The 26,398-nt window shown below is 57.0% G+C and carries 28 protein-coding genes; 19 read left to right on the top strand and 9 right to left on the bottom strand.

What is annotated here, in order from left to right; all coding sequences use genetic code 11:
- Nucleotides 1-14 precede the first annotated feature (14 nt).
- The 10 genes from agaV (at nucleotide 15) to ACOTX4_RS00650 (ending at nucleotide 10,782) form a co-directional block, all read left to right on the top strand.
- A complete protein-coding gene (gene agaV / locus ACOTX4_RS00695) occupies nucleotides 15-488 on the top strand; it encodes a PTS N-acetylgalactosamine transporter subunit IIB (protein WP_003861728.1) in 474 nt (157 codons plus the stop codon).
- 10 nt (nucleotides 489-498) lie between these two features.
- Nucleotides 499-1,278 (top strand): PTS N-acetylgalactosamine transporter subunit IIC, encoded by a 780-nt coding sequence (gene agaW, locus ACOTX4_RS00690; RefSeq protein WP_003861730.1) that lies wholly within the window; start codon nucleotides 499-501, stop codon nucleotides 1,276-1,278.
- Nucleotides 1,268-2,146 (top strand): PTS N-acetylgalactosamine transporter subunit IID, encoded by an 879-nt coding sequence (agaE, locus tag ACOTX4_RS00685; RefSeq protein ID WP_022651905.1) that lies wholly within the window; start codon nucleotides 1,268-1,270, stop codon nucleotides 2,144-2,146. Before agaW ends, agaE begins: the two co-directional genes overlap by 11 nt.
- A 17-nt stretch (nucleotides 2,147-2,163) precedes the next feature.
- A complete protein-coding gene (gene agaF / locus ACOTX4_RS00680; protein ID WP_003861734.1) occupies nucleotides 2,164-2,598 on the top strand; it encodes a PTS galactosamine/N-acetylgalactosamine transporter subunit IIA in 435 nt (144 codons plus the stop codon).
- Nucleotides 2,595-3,728 carry an N-acetylglucosamine-6-phosphate deacetylase gene (nagA, locus tag ACOTX4_RS00675; protein WP_045331547.1) on the top strand — a complete coding sequence of 378 codons (1,134 nt, stop codon included), beginning with the start codon at nucleotides 2,595-2,597 and terminating at the stop codon, nucleotides 3,726-3,728. Before agaF ends, nagA begins: the two co-directional genes overlap by 4 nt.
- Nucleotides 3,729-3,974: 246 nt before the next feature.
- The gene (locus ACOTX4_RS00670; RefSeq protein ID WP_421635343.1) at nucleotides 3,975-5,117 is read left to right on the top strand and encodes an SIS domain-containing protein; all 1,143 of its coding nucleotides are present in this window, start codon (nucleotides 3,975-3,977) and stop codon (nucleotides 5,115-5,117) included.
- A gap of 12 nt (nucleotides 5,118-5,129) precedes the next feature.
- A complete protein-coding gene (gene kbaY / locus ACOTX4_RS00665; RefSeq protein ID WP_003861740.1) occupies nucleotides 5,130-6,002 on the top strand; it encodes a tagatose-bisphosphate aldolase subunit KbaY in 873 nt (290 codons plus the stop codon).
- A gap of 117 nt (nucleotides 6,003-6,119) precedes the next feature.
- Complete coding sequence (malX, locus tag ACOTX4_RS00660) at nucleotides 6,120-7,691, top strand: maltose/glucose-specific PTS transporter subunit IIBC (RefSeq protein WP_045331546.1); 1,572 nt, start codon at nucleotides 6,120-6,122, stop codon at nucleotides 7,689-7,691.
- A 12-nt stretch (nucleotides 7,692-7,703) separates the two neighbouring features.
- A complete protein-coding gene (locus tag ACOTX4_RS00655; RefSeq protein WP_023314897.1) occupies nucleotides 7,704-8,876 on the top strand; it encodes a MalY/PatB family protein in 1,173 nt (390 codons plus the stop codon).
- Between the two features lie 16 nt (nucleotides 8,877-8,892).
- Nucleotides 8,893-10,782 (top strand): enterotoxin, encoded by a 1,890-nt coding sequence (locus ACOTX4_RS00650; protein WP_023314898.1) that lies wholly within the window; start codon nucleotides 8,893-8,895, stop codon nucleotides 10,780-10,782.
- A 67-nt stretch (nucleotides 10,783-10,849) separates the two neighbouring features.
- On the opposite strand, the gene rsmI is transcribed toward ACOTX4_RS00650, so the two are convergent.
- A complete protein-coding gene (rsmI, locus tag ACOTX4_RS00645; protein WP_000809144.1) occupies nucleotides 10,850-11,713 on the bottom strand; it encodes a 16S rRNA (cytidine(1402)-2'-O)-methyltransferase in 864 nt (287 codons plus the stop codon).
- Nucleotides 11,714-11,774: 61 nt separating this feature from the next.
- Here rsmI and ACOTX4_RS00640 point away from each other — a divergent pair, with 61 nt between their 5' ends.
- From ACOTX4_RS00640 to dolP, 4 genes are read left to right on the top strand one after another with little or no spacing between them, the layout of a single operon-like run.
- Nucleotides 11,775-13,913 carry a penicillin-binding protein activator gene (locus ACOTX4_RS00640; RefSeq protein WP_045331545.1) on the top strand — a complete coding sequence of 713 codons (2,139 nt, stop codon included), beginning with the start codon at nucleotides 11,775-11,777 and terminating at the stop codon, nucleotides 13,911-13,913.
- Nucleotides 13,871-14,266 carry a YraN family protein gene (locus ACOTX4_RS00635; protein WP_003861751.1) on the top strand — a complete coding sequence of 132 codons (396 nt, stop codon included), beginning with the start codon at nucleotides 13,871-13,873 and terminating at the stop codon, nucleotides 14,264-14,266. The genes ACOTX4_RS00640 and ACOTX4_RS00635 overlap by 43 nt, the downstream gene beginning before the upstream one ends.
- Nucleotides 14,267-14,287: 21 nt before the next feature.
- Nucleotides 14,288-14,878 (top strand): DnaA initiator-associating protein DiaA, encoded by a 591-nt coding sequence (gene diaA / locus ACOTX4_RS00630; RefSeq protein WP_003861754.1) that lies wholly within the window; start codon nucleotides 14,288-14,290, stop codon nucleotides 14,876-14,878.
- 9 nt (nucleotides 14,879-14,887) lie between these two features.
- Nucleotides 14,888-15,463, top strand: a complete 576-nt coding sequence (gene dolP, locus ACOTX4_RS00625; protein WP_003861756.1) for a division/outer membrane stress-associated lipid-binding lipoprotein — start codon at nucleotides 14,888-14,890, stop codon at nucleotides 15,461-15,463.
- 50 nt (nucleotides 15,464-15,513) lie between these two features.
- Here dolP and ACOTX4_RS00620 read toward each other — a convergent pair whose 3' ends face one another.
- A complete protein-coding gene (locus ACOTX4_RS00620; protein WP_003861758.1) occupies nucleotides 15,514-16,551 on the bottom strand; it encodes a permease in 1,038 nt (345 codons plus the stop codon).
- Nucleotides 16,552-16,591: 40 nt separating this feature from the next.
- Nucleotides 16,592-17,236, bottom strand: a complete 645-nt coding sequence (locus ACOTX4_RS00615; RefSeq protein WP_023304489.1) for an NAD(P)H-binding protein — start codon at nucleotides 17,234-17,236, stop codon at nucleotides 16,592-16,594.
- A gap of 128 nt (nucleotides 17,237-17,364) precedes the next feature.
- Here ACOTX4_RS00615 and ACOTX4_RS00610 point away from each other — a divergent pair, with 128 nt between their 5' ends.
- Nucleotides 17,365-17,883 (top strand): type 1 glutamine amidotransferase domain-containing protein, encoded by a 519-nt coding sequence (locus ACOTX4_RS00610; protein WP_015571965.1) that lies wholly within the window; start codon nucleotides 17,365-17,367, stop codon nucleotides 17,881-17,883.
- On the opposite strand, the gene ACOTX4_RS00605 is transcribed toward ACOTX4_RS00610, so the two are convergent.
- Nucleotides 17,863-18,297 carry a YhbP family protein gene (locus ACOTX4_RS00605; protein ID WP_003861766.1) on the bottom strand — a complete coding sequence of 145 codons (435 nt, stop codon included), beginning with the start codon at nucleotides 18,295-18,297 and terminating at the stop codon, nucleotides 17,863-17,865. The two genes, ACOTX4_RS00610 and ACOTX4_RS00605, sit on opposite strands and share 21 nt — an antisense overlap.
- A gap of 14 nt (nucleotides 18,298-18,311) precedes the next feature.
- Between ACOTX4_RS00605 and ACOTX4_RS00600 the strand changes: the two genes are divergently transcribed.
- Nucleotides 18,312-18,641 (top strand): GIY-YIG nuclease family protein, encoded by a 330-nt coding sequence (locus ACOTX4_RS00600; protein ID WP_003861768.1) that lies wholly within the window; start codon nucleotides 18,312-18,314, stop codon nucleotides 18,639-18,641.
- Here the strand turns inward: ACOTX4_RS00600 and ACOTX4_RS00595 are convergent.
- The gene (locus ACOTX4_RS00595; protein ID WP_003861769.1) at nucleotides 18,628-19,131 is read right to left on the bottom strand and encodes a GNAT family N-acetyltransferase; all 504 of its coding nucleotides are present in this window, start codon (nucleotides 19,129-19,131) and stop codon (nucleotides 18,628-18,630) included. The two genes, ACOTX4_RS00600 and ACOTX4_RS00595, sit on opposite strands and share 14 nt — an antisense overlap.
- Nucleotides 19,125-19,649: a ubiquinone anaerobic biosynthesis accessory factor UbiT gene (gene ubiT, locus ACOTX4_RS00590; RefSeq protein WP_003861771.1), complete on the bottom strand. Its 525-nt coding sequence runs from the start codon at nucleotides 19,647-19,649 to the stop codon at nucleotides 19,125-19,127. Before ubiT ends, ACOTX4_RS00595 begins: the two co-directional genes overlap by 7 nt.
- A 221-nt stretch (nucleotides 19,650-19,870) precedes the next feature.
- Between ubiT and ubiU the strand changes: the two genes are divergently transcribed.
- From ubiU to ACOTX4_RS00575, 3 genes are all read left to right on the top strand, one after another.
- On the top strand, nucleotides 19,871-20,866 hold the full coding sequence (gene ubiU / locus ACOTX4_RS00585; protein ID WP_003861773.1) for a ubiquinone anaerobic biosynthesis protein UbiU: 996 nt from the start codon (nucleotides 19,871-19,873) through the stop codon (nucleotides 20,864-20,866).
- Between the two features lie 7 nt (nucleotides 20,867-20,873).
- Entirely contained in the window at nucleotides 20,874-21,752 is an 879-nt protein-coding gene (locus tag ACOTX4_RS00580) for a U32 family peptidase (protein ID WP_003861775.1), read from the top strand.
- A gap of 78 nt (nucleotides 21,753-21,830) precedes the next feature.
- On the top strand, nucleotides 21,831-22,838 hold the full coding sequence (locus tag ACOTX4_RS00575; protein WP_047654244.1) for a luciferase-like monooxygenase: 1,008 nt from the start codon (nucleotides 21,831-21,833) through the stop codon (nucleotides 22,836-22,838).
- A gap of 101 nt (nucleotides 22,839-22,939) precedes the next feature.
- Here the strand turns inward: ACOTX4_RS00575 and mtr are convergent, their stop codons facing one another.
- The 3 genes from mtr to yrbN form a co-directional block, all read right to left on the bottom strand.
- Nucleotides 22,940-24,184 (bottom strand): tryptophan permease, encoded by a 1,245-nt coding sequence (mtr, locus tag ACOTX4_RS00570; RefSeq protein WP_032667314.1) that lies wholly within the window; start codon nucleotides 24,182-24,184, stop codon nucleotides 22,940-22,942.
- Between the two features lie 142 nt (nucleotides 24,185-24,326).
- Complete coding sequence (locus tag ACOTX4_RS00565; protein ID WP_003861780.1) at nucleotides 24,327-26,222, bottom strand: DEAD/DEAH family ATP-dependent RNA helicase; 1,896 nt, start codon at nucleotides 26,220-26,222, stop codon at nucleotides 24,327-24,329.
- On the bottom strand, nucleotides 26,215-26,295 hold the full coding sequence (gene yrbN, locus ACOTX4_RS00560; protein WP_097397692.1) for a protein YrbN: 81 nt from the start codon (nucleotides 26,293-26,295) through the stop codon (nucleotides 26,215-26,217). Before yrbN ends, ACOTX4_RS00565 begins: the two co-directional genes overlap by 8 nt.
- Nucleotides 26,296-26,398 lie beyond the last annotated feature (103 nt).

The raw sequence follows: 26,398 nt of genomic DNA, 5'->3' as shown, positions 1-26,398 counted from the left end.
AAGAGGAAAACGCTATGCCAAACATTGTCTTATGCCGCATTGATGAACGCCTGATCCACGGTCAGGTGGGCGTACAGTGGGTGGGGTTTGCGGGGGCGAACCTGGTGCTGGTGGCAAATGACGAGGTTGCAGACGATCCGGTTCAGCAAAACCTGATGGAGATGGTGCTTGCGGAAGGCATCGCCGTGCGTTTCTGGTCTCTGCAAAAAGTGATCGACAACATTCATCGCGCCGCCGACCGGCAGAAAATTCTGCTGGTCTGTAAAACACCGGCTGATTTTTTAACGCTGGTCGAGGGCGGCGTGCCCATCACCCGTATTAACGTCGGAAATATGCATTACGCCAGTGGCAAACAGCAAATTGCCAAAACGGTATCTGTAGACGCGAACGATATCGCCGCGTTTAACGGCCTGAAGGCGGCCGGAGTGGAATGCTTCGTTCAGGGCGTTCCAACAGAGACTGCTTTGGATCTCTTTAAACTGCTCTGAGGGATTCACAATGGAAATCAGTCTGTTGCAGGCTTTCGCGCTGGGGCTTCTCGCCTTTATAGCGGGCCTGGATATGTTTAACGGCTTGACACACATGCACCGTCCAGTGGTGCTCGGGCCACTGGTTGGCCTGATTCTGGGCGATTTGCACACCGGAATTCTGACCGGCGGTACATTAGAACTGGTCTGGATGGGACTCGCGCCGCTGGCGGGCGCGCAGCCGCCAAACGTGATTATCGGCACCATCGTTGGCACCACATTTGCCATTACTACAGGCGTGAAGCCGGATGTCGCCGTTGGGGTCGCCGTGCCGTTTGCTGTGGCGGTTCAGATGGGGATCACCTTCCTCTTCTCGGTGATGTCCGGCGTGATGTCCCGCTGCGATCGCATGGCGGCTAACGCAGACACCCGTGGTATTGAACGGGTCAACTATCTTGCACTGCTGGCGCTCGGCGTCTTCTACTTCCTGTGCGCATTTCTGCCCATCTACTTCGGCGCTGAACATGCGAAAACCGCCATTGACGTGCTGCCGGAACGTCTGATCGACGGTCTCGGCGTCGCGGGCGGCATCATGCCAGCGATCGGCTTCGCCGTGCTACTGAAGATCATGATGAAAAACGTTTACATCCCTTACTTCATTATCGGCTTTGTCGCCGCGGCCTGGCTGAAACTCCCGGTGCTGGCGATTGCCGCGGCTGCACTGGCGATGGCGCTGATCGACCTGCTGCGCAAATCGCCTGAACCCACGGCGCCTGCGGCCCAGAAAGAGGAATTTGAAGATGGCATCTAATCACACCACCCTGCCGGGCGTGTCTGAAAGTGAAGAGACACTGCTGACCGGCGTGAATGAAAACGTCTACGAAGATCAGAGTATTGGCGCTGAGCTAACGAAAAAGGATATTAACCGTGTCGCCTGGCGTTCCATGCTGCTACAGGCCTCGTTTAACTACGAGCGTATGCAGGCCTCCGGCTGGCTGTATGGGCTACTGCCCGCGCTGAAAAAGATCCACACCAATAAGCGGGACCTGGCGCGCGCCATGAAAGGCCATATGGGCTTCTTTAACACCCACCCGTTTCTGGTGACCTTCGTCATCGGCATTATTCTGGCAATGGAGCGTTCCAAGCAGGATGTGAACAGCATCCAGAGCACTAAAATTGCCGTTGGCGCACCGCTCGGTGGCATTGGTGACGCCATGTTCTGGCTGACCCTGCTGCCCATTTGCGGGGGGATTGGCGCCAGCCTGGCGCTACAGGGATCCATTCTTGGCGCCGTGGTCTTTATCGTTCTGTTTAACGTGGTGCATCTCGGCCTGCGTTTTGGTCTGGCGCACTATGCCTACCGAATGGGTGTCGCCGCGATCCCGCTGATCAAGGCCAACACCAAAAAGGTTGGTCATGCTGCGTCCATTGTCGGAATGACAGTGATTGGCGCGCTGGTGGCAACCTATGTGCGCCTGAATACCACACTCGAGATTAAAGCCGGGGATGCGGTCGTCAAACTGCAAACCGATGTGATCGACAAACTGATGCCCGCCTTTCTGCCACTGGTCTACACCCTGATCATGTTCTGGCTGGTACGCCGTGGCTGGAGCCCACTGCGCCTGATTGGTATCACCGTGGTGCTGGGCGTTGTCGGTAAATTCTGTCACTTCCTGTAAAAAGCAAAGAGGTTGCGATGTTAGGCATTATTTTGACGGGTCACGGCGGTTTTGCCAGCGGCCTGCAACAGGCGATGAAGCAAATCCTCGGCGAACAGCCGCAGTTTATCGCCATCGATTTTCCGGAAAGCTCCACCACTGCGCGGCTGACCGCGCAGCTTGAGCAGGCAGTGAATGAACTGGATGCAGAGCACGATATCGTGTTTCTCACCGATCTTCTCGGCGGTACGCCGTTTCGTGTGGCCTCTACCCTCGCGATGCAGCGCCCCGGCAGCGAAGTGATTACCGGCACCAATCTCCAGCTTTTGCTGGAGATGGTTCTGGAGCGCGACGGATTAAGCAGTGAAGCCTTTCGTTTGCAGGCGCTGGAGTGCGGCCATCGCGGCCTGACCAGCCTGGTGGATGAACTTGCACGCTGTCGCGAGGAAGCGCCCGCCGAGGAAGGGATATGAGCCAGCTGCTGCGCGCGCGTCGTCTGCTTACCGGGCAAGGCTGGCTGGATGACCATCAGCTGCGTATGGATAGAGGCGTCATCACCGCCATCGAGCCGATTCCGGCAGGGGTTAACACCCGCGAGGCAGACCTGCTTTGCCCGGCATACATTGATATCCACGTCCACGGCGGCGCGGGTGTGGATGTGATGGATGATGCCCCCGACGTGCTGGACCGGTTAGCCTTACATAAAGCGCGTGAAGGCGTAGGGGCGTTTCTGCCTACCACCGTCACCGCTTCGCTGGAGGCGATCCATGGCGCGTTACGGCGCATTGCCCGGCGCTGTCATGCCGGTGGCCCCGGCGCGCAGCTCCTGGGCAGCTATCTGGAAGGCCCGTACTTTACACCGCAGAACAAAGGGGCGCACCCGCCAGAACTGTTTCGCGAGCTGGATCTCGCGGAACTTGATGAGCTGATTGCGGTTTCGCAGAACACGCTGCGGGTGGTGGCGCTTGCTCCGGAAAAAGTGGATGCCCTGAAGGCGATCCATCACCTCAAGCAAAAAGGGATACGCGTCATGCTGGGCCACAGCGCCGCTACATACGCGCAAACCCTGGCCGCATTTGATGCAGGCGCAGACGGGCTGGTGCACTGCTACAACGGCATGACGGGATTACACCACCGGGAGCCGGGCATGGTTGGCGCCGGGCTTACGGACCCACGCGCGTGGCTGGAGCTTATTGCCGACGGGCATCACGTTCATCCTGGAGCCATGCGGCTATGTTGTTGCTGCGCGAAGGATCGTACGGTGCTGATTACCGATGCCATGCAGGCGGCGGGTATGCCTGATGGGCGCTATACGTTGTGTGGTGAAAATGTCGAGATGCAGGGCGGCGTTGTTCGCACGGCCTCGGGCGGGCTGGCGGGCAGCACGCTCGCGCTGGATGCCGCCGTGCGGAATATGGTGGAGCATACGGGGGTCGCCCCAGAAAACGCTATCCATATGGCCTCGCTGCATCCCGCCCGTCTGCTCGGTATGGATCACCTGCTGGGATCGTTAGCACCAGGCAAACGCGCCAATATTATTGCGCTCGATGCGGGTTTACACCTCCGGCAGATCTGGATCCAGGGTCAGGCTCTTTCCCTGTAGCCCCTTCACAGTGTGCTCTGTTGGCCTTACGGAAGACGATCGTAAGGCCTTTCTTTTCCTTTCCTTGATCTTCGCCTTTCCTTTCGCGATCACACTTTTCGTTTTATTTCTTTTTCGCCATTGAACTTTCGATTTCTTTTCTATAGATTTTCTTTAACTGCTAAAGTAAACAAGTGAAACGAAACGAAAGATAGCGACACATTTGCCAGCGTCTGATGTGGAATTCACACGACTAAGGACTGAGTTATGCCACAAACCACTACCACCACCGGCACCTGGACCGAAAAAGAGATCCGCCAGCAGCCAGCCAGCTGGCTTCGCTCGCTCAACAATATTGATAATCTGCGCGCGTCGATCGACAGTTTTCTGACGCCACTGTTGCGCAAGCCCGATCTGCGGATCGTTCTGACCGGCGCGGGTACGTCTGCGTTTATCGGCGACATCATTGCGCCATGGCTTGCCAGCCACACGAGAAAAAATATCACCGCGATACCTACGACCGATCTGGTCACCAACCCGATGGATTACTTCAGCCCTGCGCACCCGCTGCTGCTGGTCTCTTTCGCCCGTTCTGGCAATAGCCCGGAGAGCGTCGCTGCCGTTGAGCTGGCGAATCAGTTTGTTCCGGAGTGCTACCACCTGTCGATCACCTGTAATGAAGCGGGCAGCCTGTATCAGAATGCCGTCGACAGCGATAACGCCTGCGCTTTGCTCATGCCAGCCGAAACGCACGATCGCGGGTTCGCGATGACAAGCAGCATCACCACCATGATGGCGAGCTGCCTGGCGGTATTCGCACCGGAAACGATCAACAGCAAAACGTTCCGCGACGTGTCCGATCGCTGTCAGGCGATCCTCACGTCGCTTGGCGATTTCAGCCCCGGCGTCTTTGGTAACGAACCGTGGAAACGCATTGTTTATCTGGGCAGCGGTGGATTACAGGGCGCCGCACGGGAGTCAGCGTTGAAGGTGCTGGAGCTGACCGCCGGCAAGCTGGCGACATTCTACGATTCGCCAACGGGTTTCCGTCACGGGCCTAAGTCGCTGGTGGGCAACGAAACACTGGTCGTCGTGTTTGTCTCCAGCCATCCGTACACGCGTCAGTACGATCTGGATCTGCTCGCCGAGCTGCGACGCGATCGTCAGGCTATGCGCGTGGTAGCCATTGCAGCCGAAACGGATCCGGTCATTGAAGCTGGCCCGCATATCCTGCTGCCGCCTTCCCGTTCATTTAACGATATGGAGCAGGCGTTCTGCTTCCTGATGTACGCCCAGGTCTTCGCACTGACCCAGTCTCTGCACGTTGGCAATACGCCGGATACGCCATCCGCCAGCGGTACGGTTAACCGTGTGGTCCAGGGCGTCGTTATTCATCCGTGGCAGGCTTAAGAGGACAGGCTCATGAGCATTATTTCTACCAAATATCTTTTGCAGGACGCACAGGCGAAGGGCTATGCCGTTCCGGCCTTTAACATCCATAACGCCGAGACGATCCAGGCGATCCTCGAAGTCTGTAGCGAAATGCGATCGCCGGTGATCCTCGCGGGTACGCCGGGGACGTTTAAACATATTGCGCTGGAAGAGATTTACGCCTTGTGCAGCGCGTATTCCCTTACTTATGACATGCCGCTGGCGCTACACCTCGATCACCACGAATCGCTGGACGACATTCGCCGCAAAGTCCATGCCGGCGTACGTAGCGCAATGATCGACGGTAGCCATTACCCCTTCGAACAAAACGTCAAGCTGGTGAAATCGGTCGTCGATTTCTGCCACCTCAACGACTGTAGCGTCGAGGCCGAACTGGGCCGACTGGGTGGGGTGGAAGATGACATGAGCGTCGACGCCGAAAGCGCGTTCCTGACCGACCCGCAGGAAGCAAAACGTTTTGTCGAACTGACAGGCGTGGACAGCCTCGCCGTCGCCATCGGTACCGCGCACGGTCTCTATACCAAACGCCCAAAAATCGACTTCCAGCGGCTGGCCGAGATCCGCGAGGTAGTGACAGTGCCGCTGGTGCTGCATGGTGCAAGCGATGTGCCGGATGAGGATGTGCGCCGCACCATTGAGCTGGGCGTCTGCAAAGTTAACGTCGCAACAGAGCTGAAAATCGCCTTCTCTGACGCAGTCAAAGCCTGGTTTGCCGAGAACCCACAGGGCAACGATCCGCGCTTCTACATGCGCGTCGGCATGGATGCCATGAAAGAGGTGGTCAGAAGCAAAATCACCGTTTGCGGCTCGGCGAACCGGCTGCTGCTTCCGGCTGAAGCCTGAACCCATCGCGCATAACGCTAGTACCTAAAAAAATAACTATAAGCCTCGCAAATATGAAGGCGCGTCCTTAAGCCGGACAGCGCCTTCCATTATCCTAAAAATCCGAGGAGTCCCTACATGACACAGGAAAAGTCGTTTAAATCGAAAGCGTGGGAGTTTTTCCAGAGCCTGGGAAAGACGTTTATGTTCCCGGTCTCGCTGTTGGCCTTTATGGGGTTGTTGTTAGGTATCGGTAGTTCTGTCACCAGCCCTTCCACCATCAAAAGTTTTCCCTTTCTGGGCGGCGAGTTAACGCAGCTCACCTTTGGTTTTATCGCCATGGTCGGCGGCTTTGCTTTTACCTATCTGCCGCTGATGTTTGCCATGGCGATCCCGATGGGCCTTGCCAGACGTAATAAAGCGGTGGGCGCTTTTGCCGGATTCGTTGGCTACATGCTGATGAACATGAGCATCAACTACTACCTGACCGCCACCCACCAGCTTGCGGATGCCGCCACCATGAGACAGGTGGGACAATCCATCGTGCTTGGTATTCAAACGCTGGAGATGGGCGTGCTCGGCGGCATTGTGGTAGGGGTGATCACCTACTTCCTGCACGAACGCTTCCAGGACACGGTGCTGCACGACGCGTTTGCCTTCTTTAGCGGCATTCGTTTTGTACCGATTGTTACCGCCCTCACCCTGTCGCTGGTCGGCTTGTTTATCCCCCTGCTGTGGGAATATGTGGCAATGGGCATTGCCGGGATTGGTCATATCATCCAGAGCACCAGCGTCTTTGGGCCGTTCCTGTATGGCGTGGGCGTGCTGCTACTCAAACCTTTTGGCCTGCACCACATCCTGCTGGCGATGGTGCGCTTCACCCCGGCGGGCGGCATTGAGATGGTTAACGGCCAGGAAGTGGCCGGTGCGCTGAACATTTTCTACGCCGAGCTGAAAGCCGGCCTGCCGTTTAGCCCGCACGTTACGGCATTTTTATCGCAAGGGTTTATGCCGACCTTTATCTTCGGCCTGCCTGCCGTGGCTTACGCTATCTACCGCACCGCGCGTCCGGAAAACCGTCCGGTGATTAAAGGGCTGCTGCTTTCTGGCGTGCTGGTTTCAGTTGTCACGGGTATTTCAGAGCCGATTGAGTTCCTGTTCCTGTTTATTGCCCCTGTGCTTTACGCGTTTCATATCGTTATGTCTGGCCTGGCGCTGATGGTGATGGCGCTTCTCGGCGTCACTATCGGCAACACCGACGGCGGCATTCTGGATCTGCTGATCTTCGGCGTCATGCAGGGGATGTCGACCAAATGGTATCTGCTGTTCCCGGTGGGTATGGCCTGGTTTGCTATCTACTTCTTCGTCTTCCGCTGGTACATCCTCAGGCACGATATTAAAACGCCGGGCCGTGAGGTTGACGCGCAGGGTGCGCTCCAGGCGGTGGAAGCCAATACCCGGGCACGTGGAAAAGCAAAATACGATCATGGGCTTATTCTTCGCGCGCTTGGCGGTAAAGAGAATATTGAGTCGCTCGACAACTGCATCACCCGCTTACGTCTGGTGGTGAAAGATATGGGGCTTATCGACCAGCAGGCGCTGAAGGCCGCGGGCGCCTTGTCAGTCGTGGTGCTTGATGCCCACAGCGTTCAGGTGATCATCGGCCCGCAGGTGCAGAGCGTCAAATCCGGCATTGAAGCCTTAATTTAACAGGGGGACGTTGTGTTTGATTTCGACAGAATCATTGAGCGTAAAAGCGATAAATGCCGTAAATGGGATCATGCGTTTGTGTGCTCGCGTTTCGGTGATGTCCCGGAGGGATTTATCCCGCTGTGGATAGCAGACATGGATTTCACCTCGCCACCCGCCGTGATTGAAGGCTTCCAGCGCATCGTGGAGCATGGCACCTTCGGTTACACCTGGTGCTTCGACGAATTCTACGATGCGGTCATCGCCTTCCAGCGCACCCGTCATCAGGTTGAGGTGCATAAGTCATGGATCACCCTGACCTACGGCACCGTTTCCACGCTGCACTATACGGTTCAGGCGTTCTGCAAACCCGGCGACTGCGTGATGATGAACACCCCGGTGTATGACCCGTTTGCGATGGCGACACAGCGACAGGGCGTGCGGGTGCTTGCAAATCCGCTGAGCGTGAAGGAAAACCGCTATCACCTGGATTTTAATCTGATTGAAGTTCAGCTCAAAACTCACCGTCCAAAACTGTGGTTCTTCTGCTCGCCGCATAACCCTTCGGGCCGAATCTGGCGCGCGGATGAGATACGCCAGGTGTCCGATCTCTGTAAGCGCTACGGCACGATTCTGGTCGTTGATGAGGTTCACGCCGAGCACATTCTGGACGGTACATTCGTCAGCTGTCTGACTTCGGGCTGTGCCGCCCAGGACAACCTGATTGTGCTGACCTCCCCCAATAAAGCGTTCAACCTTGGCGGGCTAAAAACATCCTACTCGATAATTCCAGACGATTCGCTGCGCCAGCGTTTCCGCCAGCAGCTGGAGAAGAACTCCATTACCTCGCCCAATATCTTCGGCGTGTGGGGAATTATTCTGGCCTATCAGCAGGGTCTGCCATGGCTCGACGCGCTGAATGGTTATCTGCGCGGCAATGCCCGCTACCTTGCGGATGCCATCCAGACCCACTTCCCTGCATGGAAGATGATGAACCCGGAGTCGTCATATCTCGCCTGGATAGACGTCAGTGCGGACGATCGCAGTGCGACGGCGCTAACCCAACATTTCGCCAAACAGGCTGGCGTGGTCATCGAAGATGGCAGCCACTACGTACAAAACGGCGAAAACTACCTGCGTATTAACTTCGGCACCCAGCGCTACTGGCTGGAACAGTCCATCAACCGAATGCTGAAGCATTACTGATAAGGATCTTACCCCGATGAAAAAAATGCTCACTCTCTCGCTGCTGGCTCTCTGCGTTTCTCACGGCGCGGCGGCAGCAAACTACGCGCTCAGTAACGACAATATTGCCCTTTCGTTTGATGATGCAAATGCAACGGTAGTAGTAACGGACAGCAAAGCTAACCATCCGCTCACGCCCCAGGAGCTGTTCTTTCTGACGCTGCCGGATGAAACAAAAATCCACACCGCTGATTTCAAAATCAAGCACGTCGAAAAGCAGGACAATGCGATAGTCATCGACTTTACGCATCCGGATTTTAACGTAACGGTGAAACTGAACCTGGTGAAGGGAAAATACGCCAGCATCGGCTACACCATCGCCGCCGTCGGGCAGCCGCGGGACGTAGCGAAAATTACCTTCTTCCCGACGAAGAAGCAGTCTCAGGCACCTTACGTTGACGGGGCGATTAACAGCTCGCCAATCGTGGCCGACTCGTTCTTCATCCTGCCAGACAAACCGATTGTGAATACTTACGCTTATGAAGCCACCACGAATCTCAACGTGGAGCTGAAAACGCCAATTCTGCCTGAGACACCGGTTAGTTTTACCACCTGGTTCGGCACTTTCCCGGAAACTAATCAGCTGCGCCGCAGCGTAAACCAGTTTATCGATGCCGTGCGTCCGCGGCCTTATAAGCCTTATCTGCACTACAACAGCTGGATGGACATCGGTTTCTTTACCCCTTACTCCGAGCAGGATGTCATTGGGCGGATGGACGAATGGAATAAAGAATTTATTGCCGGACGCGGGGTGGCGCTGGACGCGTTCCTGCTGGACGATGGCTGGGACGATCGCACCGGACGCTGGCTTTTTGGCCCGGCATTCAGCAACGGTTTTGGCAAAGTCAGGGAAAAAGCCGACAGCCTGCACAGCTCGGTTGGGCTGTGGCTTTCTCCGTGGGGCGGATACAACAAGCCGCGCGATATTCGCGTCTCGCATGCAAAAGAGTATGGTTTCGAAACCGTAGACGGCAAGCTGGCGCTGTCAGGGCCGAACTATTTTAAAAACTTTAACGATCAGATCATTAAGCTGATCAAAAACGAGCACATTACCTCGTTCAAGCTCGACGGAATGGGTAACGCCAATTCGCATATCAAGGGCAGCCCATTTGCATCGGATTTTGACGCGTCCATTGCCCTGCTGCACAACATGCGCAGCGCAAACCCGAACCTGTTTATCAACCTGACCACCGGCACCGACGCCAGCCCGTCCTGGCTGTTCTATGCTGATTCAATCTGGCGTCAGGGCGATGATATCAACCTGTACGGCCCCGGCACGCCAGTGCAGCAGTGGATGACCTACCGCGATGCCGAAACCTGGCGATCCATCGTGCGCAAAGGTCCTCTGTTCCCGCTGAACTCACTGATGTACCACGGGATCGTCAGCGCAGAGAACGCTTACTATGGACTCGAGAAAGTGCAAACAGACAGCGATTTTGCCGATCAGGTCTGGAGCTACTTCGCAACCGGAACTCAGCTTCAGGAGCTGTACATCACGCCGTCCATGCTGAATAAGGCGAAGTGGGATACCCTGGCGCAGGCGGCGAAATGGTCGCGTGAGAATGCCAGCGTGCTGGTGGATACTCACTGGATTGGCGGTGACCCAACTTCGCTTCAGGTTTACGGCTGGGCCTCATGGAGTAAAGACAAAGCGATTTTTGGCCTACGCAACCCGTCGGATAAGCCGCAACGTTACTACCTGGATTTAACCAAAGATTTTGAGATCCCGGCAGGAGAGCGTTCGCAGTTTACCCTGAAAGCCGTGTACGGCAGTAATTCGACCGTACCAGAGGAGTATAAAAACGCTGTGGTAATTACGCTGCAACCGCTGGAAACGCTGGTGTTTGAGGCGATGCCGGGGAAATAGTGAGGCTCTGACACGGTGTAGGCCGGGTAAGGCGAAGCCGCCACCCGGCAAAACAGGCGGCAGGGGCTTACTCCCCCTGCTGCTCCAGCGCATATTTATACAGCGCATTTTTCTTCACGCCGTGGATCTCCGCCGCCAGCGCCGCCGCTTTTTTCAGGGGGAGTTCAGCCTGTAGCAGAGCCAGCGTACGCAGCGCATCGGCAGGCAGAGCGTCTTCCTGCGCTTTGTGCCCTTCAACAATCAGCACCATTTCGCCCTTGCGGCGGTTTTCATCCTCTTTCACCCACGCCAGCAGTTCGCCAACCGGCGCACCGTGAATGGTTTCCCACGTTTTGGTCAACTCGCGCGCCAGCACCACGTAGCGCCCTTCGCCCCAGACGGTCACCATATCTTCCAGGCTTTCCAGCAGACGGTGAGTTGATTCGTAGAAGATCAACGTACGCGGTTCAGCTTCCAGATCCTTTAATACATCGCGACGGCCTTTGGATTTAGCAGGCAGGAAGCCTTCGTAGCAGAAACGATCGGACGGCAGGCCCGCAGCGCTTAACGCCGCAATGGCCGCGCACGGCCCCGGCAGCGGCACCACGCGGATGCCTGCTTCACGGCAGGTGCGTACCAGATGGTAGCCCGGATCGTTGATCAGCGGCGTTCCCGCATCGGAGACCAGCGCGATGTTCTGCCCTTCTTTAAGCTTCGCCACCAGCGTTTCGGCTTTTTGTTGCTCATTGTGATCGTGCAGGGCAAACAAACGGGCGTTAATGGCAAAGTGTTGTAGCAGTAAACCGGTATGACGGGTGTCTTCAGCAGCAATTAAATCAACAGCTTGCAATACGGTGAGCGCACGTTGGGTAATATCAGACAAATTCCCGATAGGAGTAGGTACAATATAAAGCTGGCCTTGAGAATTATCTGCCGTTTCGTGTTGTTTCATTGTTTCGTCCGTATTGCCGATTTAATATTGAGCATTGCGTAAAAAAATCACTGGATACAGTATGGTACCGTTAACGTTTCTTCGTAAAAAAGCCGCGCACAGCGTGCCCCTCCTGCTGGCAGCTCTGATCTTTACAGGCTGCGGCACCCAGGCACCTGACCAGAGCACTGCTCATATGCAGGGATCCGCTCAGGCTGATTCTGGCTTTTATCTGCAACAAATGTCGCAGAGTACAAATGATACCAGGATCAACTGGCAATTACTCGCCATTCGTGCACTGCTGAAAGAAGGGAAAACCCAGCAGGCCGCCGAGCTGTTCAGCCAGCTGCCGCAGGATCTTAACGACACTCAGCGCCATGAGAAGACGCTGCTGTCAGCAGAACTGAAGGTCGCGCAAAAAGATTACGACGGCGCGAAGAAGATCCTCGGCACCATCGATCTCAGCACGCTGGATAAAAACCAGCAGGCCCGTTTCTGGCAGGCCGGTATCACCGCTGAGCAGGGTCGCCCTTCCCTGACGCTACTCCGCGCGCTGATTGCCCAGGAGCCCCTGCTCGCGGGTGCGGACAAGCAAAAAAATATTGATGCAACCTGGCAGGCGCTCGCCTCCATGACCCAGGATCAGGCCAAAGCGCTGGTAATCAACGCCGATGAAAATGTTCTGCAAGGCTGGCTGGATCTGCAACAGATGTGGTTCAACAACCGCAGCGATCCGAACATGCTGAAAGCTGGCATTACCGACTGGCAAAAGCGTTACCCGCAAAACCCGGGAGCGAAAATGCTGCCAACGCAGCTGGTGAACGTGCAAAACTTTAAGCCCGCCTCCACCAGCAAAATCGCCCTACTGCTGCCGTTAAACGGTCAGGCAGCGGTGTTTGGTCGCGCCATTCAGCAAGGTTTCGAAGCCGCGAAAAACGGCACTACCGCCGTCAGCGGTAGCGCGGTTCCGACCCAGGCAGCACAAGCGGCGAATGTGAATGACGTTGTCAGCCCGTCCGCCGCCGAAACCAGCGACCTGACCACCGCGCAAACCCCTGCGCAGGGCACCATGCAGAATCCGGTTACCGCCCCAACGACGCAGCCCGCTCCCCCTGCGCCTGCGGCAACACAGGCCCCGGCTGAAACACCGGCGCCCGCGACGGCAGAACAACCTCAGCCGCAAACCGAGCAGCCGGAACAGCAGCCAGCAACCCAGCCGCAGGCTGTGGCCACCACCAGCGCTAACCCTGGTGCAGAGTTGAAAATCTACGACACCAGCGCCCAGCCGCTTGACCAGGTGCTGGCGCAGGTTCAGCAGGACGGGGCCAGCATCGTTGTCGGTCCGCTGTTGAAAAACAACGTGGAAGCGCTGATGAAGAGCAACACCACGCTGAACGTGCTGGCGCTTAACCAGCCTGAGCAGGTTCAGAACCGCGTCAATATCTGTTACTTCGCCCTCTCTCCGGAGGATGAAGCCCGCGATGCGGCCCGTCATATTCACGAGCAGGGCAAGCAGGCGCCGCTGCTGTTGATCCCACGCAGCACGCTGGGCGATCGCGTTGCCAACGCGTTTGCGCAAGAGTGGCAGACCCTTGGCGGTGGCGTGGTGTTGCAGCAGAAATTTGGCTCAGCTGCCGAACTGAGAGCGGGCGTGAACGGCGGGGCAGGTATTGCCCTCAACGGTAGCCCGGTATCCGCCAGCCTGCCGCAGCAGCAGAGCGTCACCATCGGCGGTCTGACGATCCCGGCGCCCCCTACCGACGCGCAAATCAGCGGCGGCGGTAAAGTGGATTCCGCGTACATCGTCGCTACGCCGGAAGAGATCGCCTTTATCAAACCGATGATCGCCATGCGTAACGGCAGCCAGAGCGGCGCAACGCTCTACGCCAGCTCACGCAGCGCACAGGGTACCGCAGGCCCGGATTTCCGTCTGGAAATGGAAGGACTGCAATACAGTGAGATCCCGATGCTGGCAGGCAGCAACCCGCAGTTGATGCAGCAGGCGCTGGGCGCGGTGCGCAATGACTATTCCCTGGCGCGTCTGTACGCGATGGGCGTCGATGCCTGGGCGCTGGCAAACCACTTCACCCAGATGCGCCAGGTACCGGGCTTCGAGCTTAACGGGAATACCGGCGATCTGACCGCCGATCAGGATTGTGTGATTAACAGGAAGTTATCATGGCTCAAATACCAGCAGGGGCAGATTGTCCCGGCCAGTTAAGCCGTAAACAGACCGGCGACGCGTGGGAGTTAAAGGCGCGTCGCTGGCTTGAAGGCAAAGGACTGCGCTTTGTCGCCGCCAACGTTCGCGGGCGCGGCGGCGAGATTGACCTGATCATGAAAGACGGTCAGACCATCGTGTTTGTTGAAGTTCGCTACCGACAGTCGTCCCGTTTTGGCGGTGCTGCCGCCAGCGTGACGCTCGCCAAACAACAAAAATTATTACAGACTGCCCACTTGTGGCTTGCCCGCCATAATGGGAGTTTTGATACTGTGGATTGCCGTTTCGATGTGGTAGCCTTCACCGGAAATGCGATCGACTGGCTTAAAAACGCGTTTGGCGAAGACGCATAAATAAGATTTTAAAGGGATACCGTGCTCGAACGAATTAAAGTGTGCTTCACAGAAAGCATTCAAACGCAGATTGCCGCGGCGGAAGCCCTTCCGGACGCGATCTCGCGTGCAGCGATGACACTGGTTCAGTCGCTGCTCAACGGCAACAAAATCCTCTGTTGTGGCAATGGCACGTCCGCCGCCAACGCACAGCATTTTGCTGCCAGCATGATTAATCGCTTCGAAACCGAGCGCCCGAGTTTACCTGCCATTGCACTAAACACCGATAACGTGGTCTTAACTGCGATTGCCAACGATCGTCTGCATGACGAAATCTACGCCAAGCAGGTGCGTGCCTTAGGCCATGCCGGAGACGTGCTGCTGGCGATCTCCACGCGCGGTAACAGCCGGGATATCGTTAAAGCGGTTGAAGCGGCAGTGACCCGGGATATGACGATTGTCGCCCTGACCGGTTACGACGGCGGTGAGCTGGCTGGCCTGCTGGGGCCGCAGGATGTGGAGATCCGCATTCCTTCGCACCGTAGCGCCCGCATCCAGGAGATGCATATGCTCACGGTGAACTGCTTATGCGATCTGATCGATAACACGCTTTTCCCTCACCAGGATGATTAAGGAGTTCTCATGAAGGTTTTATCGGCCCTTGCAGTCGTGATGTCTGCATTACTGCTTCAGGGATGCATCGCTGCCGCTGTAGTCGGTACCGCAGCGGTCGGCACCAAAGCAGCGACCGATCCGCGTACCGTTGGGACGCAGGTGGATGACGGTACGCTTGAGCTGCGCGTAAACAGTGCACTGTCGAAAGACGAGCAGATCAAGAAGGAAGCACGCATCAACGTGACGGCTTATCAGGGCAAAGTGCTGCTGGCAGGCCAGGCGCCAAATCCTGAACTCGCCTCGCGCGCCAAACAGATCGCGATGGGTGTGGAAGGCACGGCGGAAGTGTATAACGAGATCCGCCAGGGCCAGCCGATTGGTCTCGGCACCGCGTCATCTGATACCTGGATCACCACCAAAGTGCGTTCCCAGCTGCTGGGTACCGACCAGGTGAAATCCTCAAACGTGAAAGTGACCACGGAGAACGGCGAAGTGTTCCTGCTGGGTCTGGTGACGGAACGTGAAGGGAAAGCGGCAGCGGATATCGCCAGCCGGGTGAGCGGCGTGAAACACGTCACCACCGCCTTTACTTACATTAAGTAATTCCCACCTGGCTACAGGCCCGGTAAGCGCTAGCGCCACCGGGCTTTTTTTCACACAAGCGCCATACTCCCCACAATCACTCCACTCAACGCCACCAGCCCCGCAGTCAGCCACAGCGCTTTCGCCGGGAATGATTTACGCAGCATGATAAGCGACGGCAGGCTCACCGCCGGCAGCGTGATGAGCAGCGCCAGCGCTGGTGCGGTCCCCATACCGGCCATCATCATGGTCTGAATAATTGGGATCTCCGCCGCGGTTGGGATCACGAACAGGCAACCGGCCACCGCCATCGCAATCACCCACATCAGCGTGTTGTCGATAGCGCCATCCGCATGCGGGAACAGCCAGACGCGCGCGGCCCCCAGCACCAGTACGGCCAGGATATAGACCGGAATGGTGCTCCAGAAAAGCTGCCACAGCGCTTTGCCCCAGCGAGCAAAGAAACTGCCCTGCGGCTCGCTGACGTCCAGCTCAACGGAAGCAGACCCGGCCTCGTTGTCTTTCACCAGGTGCTGCACCAGCGTAGCGACAAGCACCACCGTCAGCAGGCCAGCCGCCAGACGGATAAACGCGAAATGCCAGCCGAGAACGAAGCCCATAAACACCAGCGTTGCCGGATTCAGCAGTGGGTTACCCATCCAGAAGGCAAGCGCGCCGCCCATCGACACGCGCTGTCGGCGCATACCCGCCGCCACCGGTGCGGCGCAGCAGGAACACATCATGCCCGGCAGGGAGAAAATCGTCCCCAGCAGCGTGCCCTGCAAGCGCGGCTGTCCCAGGGTTTTCACCAGCCAGTTACGCGGGATAAGTACCTGAATCAGCGAGCCCAGCAATACGCCCAATACCGCCGCTTTCCAGACGGCAAGAAAATAGACCATTGCGTAATCCCACGCCGCGCGTAGCGGGCTGGAATCGGCCTGCGCGAGAATCGATTTACCGATGCTGTGGGTGTCGGCGGCGGTGAAGGCTTTACCGTAGTACGGCTGCCATTTCACATACCAGAGGCCAATGATGACCACGAGAAAGAAGAGTGCGGGCTTCCACCACTGAACAGGTGTTGCCGCCTGAGATGAAGACTGACCAGTCATACCATTCCCCGGAAGGTGTTATTTAATAAGCTGGGGAAGTTTACGCCTCGCCCTGCGCGATTTCACGCAGTTTTGCCGAAGGGATAATATTAACCCCCTCCTGCGACGGAGCCAGCGCCTCTTTTAGCATCGCCAGCGCGACATCCCGCGCCTCGATGGACTTCCAGTTACCCGGCAGAATGCGAAACAGCGGAGCGAAAAAAGACTCGTTAAAACGACGTTCGTCACGGTGCCCCATCAGCATGGAAGGCCGCGCGATGGTCAGGCGCTCCCATTTCTGCGCGATTAACGCCTCTTCCATTTTGCCCTTCACCTGGTTGTAAAAAAACGGCGAGCCTGCGTTCGCGCCGTGCGCGCTGACCACCAGGAAATGTTTTGCGCCCAGCTTTTTCGCCGTCAGGGCGGTATCCACCACCAGCGTGTAATCCGCATGGACAAAAGCTTCTTTACTGCCCGCTTCCCGTCGGGTGGTGCCAAGGCAGCAAAAGGCGATATCAATGGGATCCTGCACCTGCGCCAGCGCGTCGGTGAGCTGTGGATCGTGCGGGTTATAGACGCCGGTGATATCCAACAGCGGGCGACGCGTCGGGGCGGCGATATAATTGATATGCCGATCCTGGATCAGCAGCCGCAGCAGATGTCCACCCACCAGCCCGGTTGCGCCGGTAATCAGTACCTGACTCATCTTATCCCCTTTACAGAATTGTCCGTTTGCGTTCTGGGCCTGCTCTACCACACTTAAAAGTCTGTTACAGGTAAGTATTTACCACAAACGGGAAAAAAACAGTCTGAAGCGAAAACAACGGAGGAAGCATGGGTAAAAAAATCGCAGTCTTGATTACCGACGAGTTTGAAGATTCAGAATTTACGTCGCCAGCAGAGGCATTCCGGAAGGCGGGCCACGAGGTGGTCACCATTGAGAAAGAAGCGGGTAAAACCGTGAAGGGCCACAAGGGTGAAGCCAGCGTGACCATTGACGAATCCATTGATAACGTCAGCCCGTCGGATTTCGACGCCCTGCTGTTACCGGGCGGCCATTCACCGGATTCCCTGCGCGGGGACGAGCGTTTCGTCACCTTTACCCGTGACTTCGTCGGCACCGGTAAACCGGTGTTTGCCATTTGCCACGGTCCGCAGCTGCTGATCAGCGCCGAGGTGGTACGCGGGCGTAAGCTCACCGCGGTGAAACCGATCGTTATCGATCTGAAAAACGCGGGAGCCGAGTTCTACGATCAGGAAGTGGTGAACGATAACGATCAGCTGATCACCAGCCGTACACCGGACGATCTGCCGGCGTTTAACCGTGAAGCGCTACGCCTGCTCGGCGCGTAACCAGTGCAGCTTTTTACCAAAGCCCAGGGTGTTGTCGGTAAATTTCAGCTCATCAAGGCGGATTTCCCACACCGGGGCTTTTAGCGCCGCAGCCACCGGGAAGCGGCGCGTATAGCGTTTACGTTGCGCGTCGCTCTCCTCCCCTTCCAGGCGACGAATTTCACCTTTGAACTGGACCCCGCGGATCAGCGCAACGGTTTTAGGCTGACCGTTTACCGTACCTGCCACTTTTGCCTGTTGGCCCGTCATCTGCGCATGCCGCGTTTTGTCTTCGCTCATTACGTAAAAGGCCACGCGCTCGGGATCGTAGTAATAAAAGGCATTTGCGCACCACATCTCCTCGTCTTTACAGACGCACCAGGTCACGACATGCTGCTTTGCCAGCCAGCGGTTAATGGCGGCCAGTGTTTCCATTTTCGCTCTCTCTCATGCTATGGTGCGTTCACCTTAACATACTGAATCTGTTTACCGTGTGCTGGTTTCTCTATCTTGTCCGAACCGCTGATAACGCACTCTACACCGGGATCACTACCGATGTGGCACGGCGTTTTTTACAACATCAAACGGGGAAAGGGGCGAAAGCACTACGGGGGAAAGGTGAACTTCAGTTAGCGTTTTCAGCCGCCGTGGGCGACAGATCCCTGGCGCTCAGGCTGGAATACCGCATCAAGCAGCTGACAAAGCGCCAGAAAGAGCGTCTCGTCAACGGGGACGGCTCTTTCGAGGCGCTACGCGAAAGCCTGCTTAAAAACGATTGAAATGATCGTGGTACTCCACCAGACCGGTAACGCCGTCGAGCGCATCATCCGCCAGAGGATGCACCTGGAAAGATGTTTCCGTGCCCGGCCAGTGGCAGCGCAGATCGTATCTGGACGCTGGCTCAAAACCTAAACGTTCGTAGAACGCCGGATCGCCCAGAACGACGACAGCGGCATAGCCAAATTCATTCAGTGAATCCAGCCCTTCATAGACCAGCTGGCGCGCCAGGCCCTGGCCACGGTAGTTTTCATCCACCGCCAACGGCGCCATGCCGACCCACTGTAACTCTTCACCCTGCACAATCACCGGGCTGAAGGCCACGTAGCCGACCACCTGCCCTTCATCGTCGGTGGCAACCAGGCCCAGCGTAATCAGGCCATCTTCGCGAAGATCGTGAACCAGTTGGGCTTCGGCGTCGCCTGCAAAAGAGCGGCGTAACAACGCATCGATACCCGGCGCATCAATCCCAATTTCGACTCGAATCAGCATGGTTCACCTACTGAAGTGTGTTTACTGTCCGGCGGGGTTTTTAGCCCGGCCTCAACGAAATCTGCCATTTGCATCAACATCATACGCAGCGCTTTCGGCATCTGCTCCAGCTCAATGGCATCCATTAAATTTTTGACGTACAGACCGAGCTCCGTGTCGCCTTCAATCACCAGACGACGCTGGAAGAAGAGGGTGTCCGGATCCTGTTTGCGCGCGGCGATCATCAGCAGATCGCTGGCATCCGCGCTAAAGCTGACATCCGCCTCGGCGGTTTCACGGACAATTAGCCGATCGTTCTCAACGGAAGTAAACCAGCGCAACCCGATATCGCGCACTTCAATCTTTAACCAGCGGCCTTCCAGAAACTCCAGCTCACCGTCCTGTAGCGCCTGGCGGAACTGCCAGCTCAGTACCTGCTCCAGCACCTGGCGTTTAAGCGCGAACGGCGCCAGTTTTACCGGCACGCTCAGCATTGATGGACCAAATTGTACGAGACGTGAACGCAGTTTATCCAGCACGAGCTTTACTCCCTGATAGCTATAGTCCTGCTATTTTGCCATATCCCGACAAGAAGATAGCGGCGTAAATCAACAAACCGTTGTCCGGTGTACCTCATTATTGGTGCCATCAATACGCCATTAGCTGCCTTAAATCAAAAATTGTCGCGTATGGGTTAATTAAAATCCCAGCTCGTTAACATTTTTTACGATCCCTGCGATCGACAACATCGGGATAAATTATGGAGCTGCTCTGCCCTGCCGGAAACCTTCCGGCGCTTAAGGCGGCCATCGAAAATGGGGCCGATGCGGTCTATATCGGGCTGAAAGATGATACCAACGCCCGCCATTTTGCGGGTCTTAACTTTACGGAGAAAAAGCTTCAGGAAGCCGTTAATTTCGTCCACCAGCACCGGCGCAAACTGCACATCGCCATCAATACCTTTGCCCATCCTGATGGCTATGCCCGCTGGCAGCGCGCCGTGGATATGGCGGCCCAGCTAGGCGCCGATGCGCTGATCCTGGCCGATCTCGCCATGCTTGAGTATGCGGCAGAACGTTATCCGCATATTGAGCGCCATGTCTCTGTTCAGGCATCGGCCACCAATGAAGAGGCCGTCCGTTTTTATCATCGACACTTTGACGTGGCTCGCGTAGTGCTGCCGCGCGTACTCTCTATTCATCAGGTTAAGCAACTGGCGCGCGTCACGCCAGTGCCGCTGGAGGTTTTTGCCTTCGGCAGCCTGTGCATCATGGCCGAAGGCCGCTGCTATCTTTCCTCGTATTTGACCGGCGAATCGCCAAATACCGTCGGCGCCTGCTCGCCTGCCCGCTTCGTTCGCTGGCAGCAAACGCCGCAGGGACTGGAGTCACGCCTGAATGATGTGTTAATTGACCGCTATCAGGACGGTGAAAACGCGGGCTACCCGACGCTGTGCAAAGGCCGATATCTGGTGGACGGCGAGCGCTACCACGCGCTGGAGGAGCCCACCAGCCTCAACACGCTGGAACTGCTGCCAGAGCTGCTGGCCGCCAATATTGCCTCGGTGAAAATCGAAGGCCGCCAGCGCAGCCCGGCCTACGTGAGCCAGGTGGCAAAGGTGTGGCGTCAGGCCATCGACCGCTGCATGGCGGATCCGCAAAACTACGCTCCGCAGGCGGCATGGATGGAGACGCTCGGCGCGATGTCCGAAGGCACCCAAACCACGCTCGGCGCGTATCACCGTAAATGGCAGTGAGATAATCATGAAATATTCATTAGGGCCGGTGCTTTACTACTGGCCAAAAGAGACGCTGGAAGATTTTTACCAGCAGGCGGCTAACAGCAGCGCCGATGTGATTTACCTCGGCGAAGCGGTGTGCAGCAAGCGCCGCGCCACCAAAGTGGGCGACTGGCTGGATATGGCGAAAAGCCTGGCCGGCAGCGGCAAGCAGGTGGTGCTCTCGACGCTGGCGCTGGTGCAGGCGTCCTCTGAACTGGGCGAGCTGAAGCGCTACGTCGAAAACGGTGAGTTCCTGCTGGAGGCGAGCGACCTGGGCGTGGTGAACATGTGCGCCGAACGTAAGCTGCCGTTTGTCGCCGGACATGCCCTGAACTGCTATAACGCCGTGACCCTGCGCCTGCTGCTCAAACAGGGGATGACACGCTGGTGCATGCCGGTTGAGCTCTCCCGCGACTGGCTGGCCAACCTGCTTACACAGTGTGAAGAGCTGGGCATTCGCAACAAGTTTGAAGTAGAAGTTCTGAGCTATGGGCATCTGCCGCTGGCCTACTCTGCCCGCTGCTTCACCGCACGTTCCGAAGATCGTCCGAAAGACGAGTGCGAAACCTGCTGCATTAAGTACCCGAACGGACGCAGCATGCTGTCGCAGGAGAATCAGCAGGTGTTTGTTCTTAACGGCATTCAGACCATGAGCGGTTACGTCTATAACCTCGGCAACGAGCTGGCGTCAATGCACGGGCTGGTGGATATGGTGCGTCTTTCGCCGCTGGATACCGGCGTATTCGCCATGCTGGACGCCTTCCGCGCCAACGAAAATGGCGCTGCTCCGCTGCCTCTGACGGCAAACAGCGACTGCAACGGTTACTGGCGACGTCTCGCCGGGCTGGAATTGCAGGCATAAAAAAGGCTCACTTTGTTAACAACAGTTATCATTTTTTAATGCAGTATTAAAGATTGACCGTCGACAAAGTGAGCTGTTATGACTGACAAAACCATTCCGTTTTCGGTGCTGGATCTGGCGCCGATCCCACAAGGCTCCTCGGCCAGAGAAGCCTTCACGCACTCTCTCGATCTTGCTCAGCTTGCCGAAAAGCGCGGCTATCACCGCTACTGGCTGGCGGAGCACCACAATATGGTGGGCATCGCCAGCGCCGCCACCTCGGTGCTGATTGGCTATCTGGCGGCGAATACCACCACACTGCACCTGGGCTCCGGCGGCGTGATGCTGCCAAACCACGCCCCGCTGGTGATTGCTGAGCAGTTCGGGACGCTGAATACCCTCTATCCGGGCCGTATTGATTTAGGGCTTGGCCGCGCGCCGGGCAGCGACCAGCCGACCATGCGCGCCCTGCGTCGCCATATGAGCGGCGATATCGATAACTTCCCGCGCGATGTGGCGGAGCTGGTGGACTGGTTTGACGCGCGTGACCCGAACCCGCACGTGCGCCCTGTGCCGGGGTACGGGGAAAAGATCCCGGTATGGCTGTTAGGCTCAAGTCTGTACAGCGCGCAGCTCGCCGCCCAGTTGGGGCTGCCGTTTGCGTTTGCCTCGCATTTCGCACCGGATATGCTGCATCAGGCGCTGCATCTCTACCGCGCGCACTTCAAACCGTCCGAGCGTCTGGAGAAACCGTACGCGATGGTCTGTATCAATATCATTGCCGCCGACAGCAACCGCGACGCGGAATTCCTGTTCACCTCCATGCAGCAGGCGTTTGTGAAGCTGCGTCGCGGTGAGACGGGCCAGCTGCCGCCGCCGGTAGAGAATATGCATCAGCTGTGGTCGGCCTCCGAGCAGTATGGCGTGCAGCAGGCTCTGAGTATGTCGCTGGTAGGTGATAAGGCGAAAGTGCGTCACGGGCTGGAGGCGGTGCTGCGTGAAACCCAGGCGGATGAGATTATGGTTAACGGCCAGATTTTCGATCACCAGGCGCGTCTGCATTCGTTTGATTTGGCAATGCAGGTGAAAGAGGAGTTGGTGGGGTAGTTTTTTTGCTTTGCCCGGTGGCGCTTCGCTTACCGGGCCTACATTCTTTTCTCCCTCTCCCTGCGGCAGAGGGCCGGGGTGAGGGGTTCAGACCGCACGTTTTACTGATACACAGGCAACAGATTAAAACTCGACAGCACGTGCACCACCGCGTTACCGATACCAAATAACAGGATCAGCGCAATCATCGGTTTTCCGCCCCAGACGCGGAATTTCGGGCTGCCGAAGCGCTTACGTGATTTGCGCGCCAGCAGCGCCGGTACAATCGCCGCCCAGATGGTGGCCGCCAGTCCTGCATAGCCGATGGCGTACAGGAAACCGTTCGGCCACAGCAGGCCGCCCACAATCGGCGGCAGGAAGGTCAACAGCGCCGTTTTGAAGCGCCCCGTCGCAGAGTCATCAAAACCAAACAGATCCGCCAGGTAGTCAAACAGGCCCAGCGTCACGCCGAGGAATGAACTCGCCACCGCAAAGTTCGAGAAGACCACCAGAAGCAGATCCAGGCTGCGGCTGTTCAGCACGCCGCTCAGCGCCTGTACCAGCACATCAATGTTACCGCCCTTCTGCGCAATGCCGATAAATTCCGGACGCGGGATGTTACCCATCGTCCCCAGCAGCCAGATCACATACAGCGCCAGCGCCAGCAGCGTGCCGTAAACCAGGCATTTCACGATGGTGCGCGGATCCTTGCCGTAGTACTTCATCAGGCTCGGTACGTTACCGTGGTAGCCAAACGACGCCAGACAGAACGGCAGGGTCATCAGCAGGTACGGCGTATAAGAGGTGTTCGTTTCGGCAACGTTAAACAGCGTGGCCGGCGTGACGTGCCCCAGCAGGCTGCCGAAGGTAAGAAAGAAGGTGATGACCTTTGCGCCCAGCACGATTGCCGTCATGCGGCTGACCGCTTTGGTGCTCATCCAGACGATAAACGCCACGCCCAGCGCGAAGCAGAGACCCGCCAGACGCGCCGGAACGTTCAGCGACATCTCTGAGAAGGTGTGATGCAGAATCGACCCGCTCGCTGAAATGTACGCGTAGGTCAGGATATAGAGTACAAACGCGATGGACAGCCCGTTCACCAGGTTCCAGCCTTTGCCCAACAGATCCCGGGTGAGGGTGTCGAAGCTGGAGCCAATGCGGTAGTTCAGGTTTGCTTCAAGGATCATCAGCCCGGAATGGAGCATGCAGAACCAGGTGAAAACCAGTGCCGCCAGCGACCAGAAGAACCACGCACCGGACATGACCACAGGCAGGGAAAACATCCCGGCACCAATGATGGTTCCGCCGATGATCACCACGCCGCCAAGCAGCGAAGGTGACGTTTGGGTGGTGGTTAGTGTTGCCATGCGGCCTTATCTCCAGTGAAAAATGTGGTTCTGCATTTTAGTGTGTTGCACTGTACCAGTACAAGAGTACAAAAGGAATAAAAAAAGCCCCGATAGCGACTATCGGGGCTGTATATTTTACTTTACGTCAGAAGCGAAAGGCTTACGCGTCACCGAAACGACGACGGCTGGCACCTTCTTCACGGCGTGGACCACGGTTTTCGCGGCGCTCGCCGGAGAAACGACGGCCTTCACCACCGCGACCTTCGCTGCGACCGCCTTCACGACGCTCGCCACCGAAACCGCGACCACCGCCACGACGTTCGCCGCCACGGTCAGGACGTGGCTGTGCATCGCCCAGCAGCTGCATGTTCATCGGCTTGTTCAGGATGCGGGTGCGAGTAAAGTGTTGCAGTACTTCGCCCGGCATGCCTTTTGGCAGCTCGATGGTGGAGTGGGAACCGAACAGCTTGATGTTACCAATGTAACGGCTGCTGATGTCGCCTTCGTTAGCGATCGCGCCAACGATGTGACGAACTTCAACACCATCATCACGGCCCACTTCAATGCGATACAGTTCCATTTCGCCAGCGTCACGACGCTCGCGACGTGGACGGTCTTCACCACCACGCTCTGGACGGTCACCGCGTGGACCACGGTCGTTACGGTCGCCACGACGTTCGAAACGATCGTCACGGTCACGGAACTCACGCTTAGGACGCATCGGCGCATCAGGTGGCACGATCAGGCTACGTTCGCCCTGCGCCATTTTCAGCAGTGCTGCGGCCAGGGTTTCCATGTCCAGCTCTTCGCCTTCAGCGACAGGCTGGATCTGGGACAGCAGCGCACGGTACTGATCCAGATCGCTGCTTTCCAGCTGCTGCTGTACTTTTGCGGCGAATTTTTCCAGACGGCGTTTGCCCAGCAGTTCTGCGTTTGGCAGCTCAGCTTCTGGAATGGTCAGCTTCATGGTGCGTTCAATGTTACGCAGCAGACGACGCTCGCGGTTCTCAACGAACAGCAGCGCACGGCCCGCACGCCCCGCACGACCGGTACGGCCGATACGGTGAACGTAAGACTCGGAGTCCATTGGGATATCGTAGTTTACAACCAGGCTGATACGCTCAACGTCCAGGCCACGTGCTGCCACGTCGGTTGCAATCAGAATATCCAGACGACCGTCTTTCAGACGCTCCAGAGTCTGCTCACGCAGGGCCTGGTTCATGTCGCCGTTCAGCGCTGCGCTGTTGTAGCCGCTACGCTCCAGGGCTTCAGCCACTTCCAGGGTCGCGTTTTTGGTACGAACGAAGATAATCGCCGCATCAAAATCTTCCGCTTCCAGGAAACGCACCAGCGCTTCGTTTTTGCGCATGCCGTATACAGACCAGTAGCTCTGGCTGATGTCCGGGCGAGTGGTCACGCTGGACTGAATGCGCACTTCCTGCGGCTCTTTCATGAAGCGGCGGGTAATGCGACGGATCGCTTCTGGCATAGTTGCAGAGAACAGAGCGGTCTGATGACCTTCCGGGATCTGCGCCATGATGGTTTCTACGTCTTCGATGAAGCCCATACGCAGCATTTCATCGGCTTCGTCCAGTACCAGACCGCTCAGTTTAGAGAGGTCCAGGGTACCGCGCTTCAGGTGATCCAGCAGACGGCCCGGCGTACCGACAACAATCTGTGGACCCTGGCGCAGGGCGCGTAACTGCACGTCATAACGCTGGCCGCCGTACAGGGCTACCACGTTTACGCCGCGCATATGTTTAGAGAATTCCGTCATGGCTTCAGCAACCTGAACAGCCAGTTCACGGGTTGGAGCCAGGACGAGGATCTGCGGCGCGCGCAGGTCCGGATCAATGTTGTTCAGCAGCGGCAGCGAGAATGCTGCGGTTTTACCGCTACCAGTCTGGGCCATGCCCAGCACGTCACGACCAGAAAGCAGGTGTGGGATACACTCAGCCTGGATCGGAGATGGTTTTTCGTAACCCAGATCGTTAAGGGCTTCAAGGATAGGAGCCTTCAGGCCCAGATCTGCAAAAGTGGTTTCGAATTCAGCCATGTAGTACAAGTGCCTCGATATTAATGGCGGCCAGTCTACTTAGCTCATCGTGAAAATGATTAGCAATTTTCATTGAAAAGTGTGAACCGGCTCAAATTAGGTGTATTGACGAACAACAACGCCCTCACCAGTGAAGGTGATGGCAATCAAAAGATTACGGGCTGATGTTTATGTCG

This window comes from Enterobacter cloacae complex sp. IR5459 (genome assembly GCF_049238005.1).
GTDB classification, from domain to species: domain Bacteria; phylum Pseudomonadota; class Gammaproteobacteria; order Enterobacterales; family Enterobacteriaceae; genus Enterobacter; species Enterobacter hormaechei_C.
The sequence above is the reverse complement of the archived record's forward strand: the minus strand, read 5'-3'. Positions and strand labels throughout refer to the sequence as shown.

Excerpts from the sequence above, each read along its gene's own strand:
- agaV (WP_003861728.1), top strand. The coding sequence starts at position 15 with ATGCCAAACATTGTCTTATGCCGCATTGATGAACGCCTGATCCACGGT.
- agaW (WP_003861730.1), top strand. The coding sequence starts at position 499 with ATGGAAATCAGTCTGTTGCAGGCTTTCGCGCTGGGGCTTCTCGCCTTT.
- agaE (WP_022651905.1), top strand. The coding sequence starts at position 1,268 with ATGGCATCTAATCACACCACCCTGCCGGGCGTGTCTGAAAGTGAAGAG.
- agaF (WP_003861734.1), top strand. The coding sequence starts at position 2,164 with ATGTTAGGCATTATTTTGACGGGTCACGGCGGTTTTGCCAGCGGCCTG.
- nagA (WP_045331547.1), top strand. The coding sequence starts at position 2,595 with ATGAGCCAGCTGCTGCGCGCGCGTCGTCTGCTTACCGGGCAAGGCTGG.
- ACOTX4_RS00670 (WP_421635343.1), top strand. The coding sequence starts at position 3,975 with ATGCCACAAACCACTACCACCACCGGCACCTGGACCGAAAAAGAGATC.
- kbaY (WP_003861740.1), top strand. The coding sequence starts at position 5,130 with ATGAGCATTATTTCTACCAAATATCTTTTGCAGGACGCACAGGCGAAG.
- malX (WP_045331546.1), top strand. The coding sequence starts at position 6,120 with ATGACACAGGAAAAGTCGTTTAAATCGAAAGCGTGGGAGTTTTTCCAG.
- ACOTX4_RS00650 (WP_023314898.1), top strand. The coding sequence starts at position 8,893 with ATGAAAAAAATGCTCACTCTCTCGCTGCTGGCTCTCTGCGTTTCTCAC.
- rsmI (WP_000809144.1), bottom strand. The coding sequence starts at position 11,713 with ATGAAACAACACGAAACGGCAGATAATTCTCAAGGCCAGCTTTATATT.
- ACOTX4_RS00640 (WP_045331545.1), top strand. The coding sequence starts at position 11,775 with ATGGTACCGTTAACGTTTCTTCGTAAAAAAGCCGCGCACAGCGTGCCC.
- ACOTX4_RS00635 (WP_003861751.1), top strand. The coding sequence starts at position 13,871 with ATGGCTCAAATACCAGCAGGGGCAGATTGTCCCGGCCAGTTAAGCCGT.
- dolP (WP_003861756.1), top strand. The coding sequence starts at position 14,888 with ATGAAGGTTTTATCGGCCCTTGCAGTCGTGATGTCTGCATTACTGCTT.
- ACOTX4_RS00620 (WP_003861758.1), bottom strand. The coding sequence starts at position 16,551 with ATGACTGGTCAGTCTTCATCTCAGGCGGCAACACCTGTTCAGTGGTGG.
- ACOTX4_RS00615 (WP_023304489.1), bottom strand. The coding sequence starts at position 17,236 with ATGAGTCAGGTACTGATTACCGGCGCAACCGGGCTGGTGGGTGGACAT.
- ACOTX4_RS00610 (WP_015571965.1), top strand. The coding sequence starts at position 17,365 with ATGGGTAAAAAAATCGCAGTCTTGATTACCGACGAGTTTGAAGATTCA.
- ACOTX4_RS00605 (WP_003861766.1), bottom strand. The coding sequence starts at position 18,297 with ATGGAAACACTGGCCGCCATTAACCGCTGGCTGGCAAAGCAGCATGTC.
- ACOTX4_RS00600 (WP_003861768.1), top strand. The coding sequence starts at position 18,312 with ATGCTATGGTGCGTTCACCTTAACATACTGAATCTGTTTACCGTGTGC.
- ACOTX4_RS00595 (WP_003861769.1), bottom strand. The coding sequence starts at position 19,131 with ATGCTGATTCGAGTCGAAATTGGGATTGATGCGCCGGGTATCGATGCG.
- ubiU (WP_003861773.1), top strand. The coding sequence starts at position 19,871 with ATGGAGCTGCTCTGCCCTGCCGGAAACCTTCCGGCGCTTAAGGCGGCC.
- ACOTX4_RS00580 (WP_003861775.1), top strand. The coding sequence starts at position 20,874 with ATGAAATATTCATTAGGGCCGGTGCTTTACTACTGGCCAAAAGAGACG.
- ACOTX4_RS00575 (WP_047654244.1), top strand. The coding sequence starts at position 21,831 with ATGACTGACAAAACCATTCCGTTTTCGGTGCTGGATCTGGCGCCGATC.
- mtr (WP_032667314.1), bottom strand. The coding sequence starts at position 24,184 with ATGGCAACACTAACCACCACCCAAACGTCACCTTCGCTGCTTGGCGGC.
- ACOTX4_RS00565 (WP_003861780.1), bottom strand. The coding sequence starts at position 26,222 with ATGGCTGAATTCGAAACCACTTTTGCAGATCTGGGCCTGAAGGCTCCT.
- yrbN (WP_097397692.1), bottom strand. The coding sequence starts at position 26,295 with ATGAAAATTGCTAATCATTTTCACGATGAGCTAAGTAGACTGGCCGCC.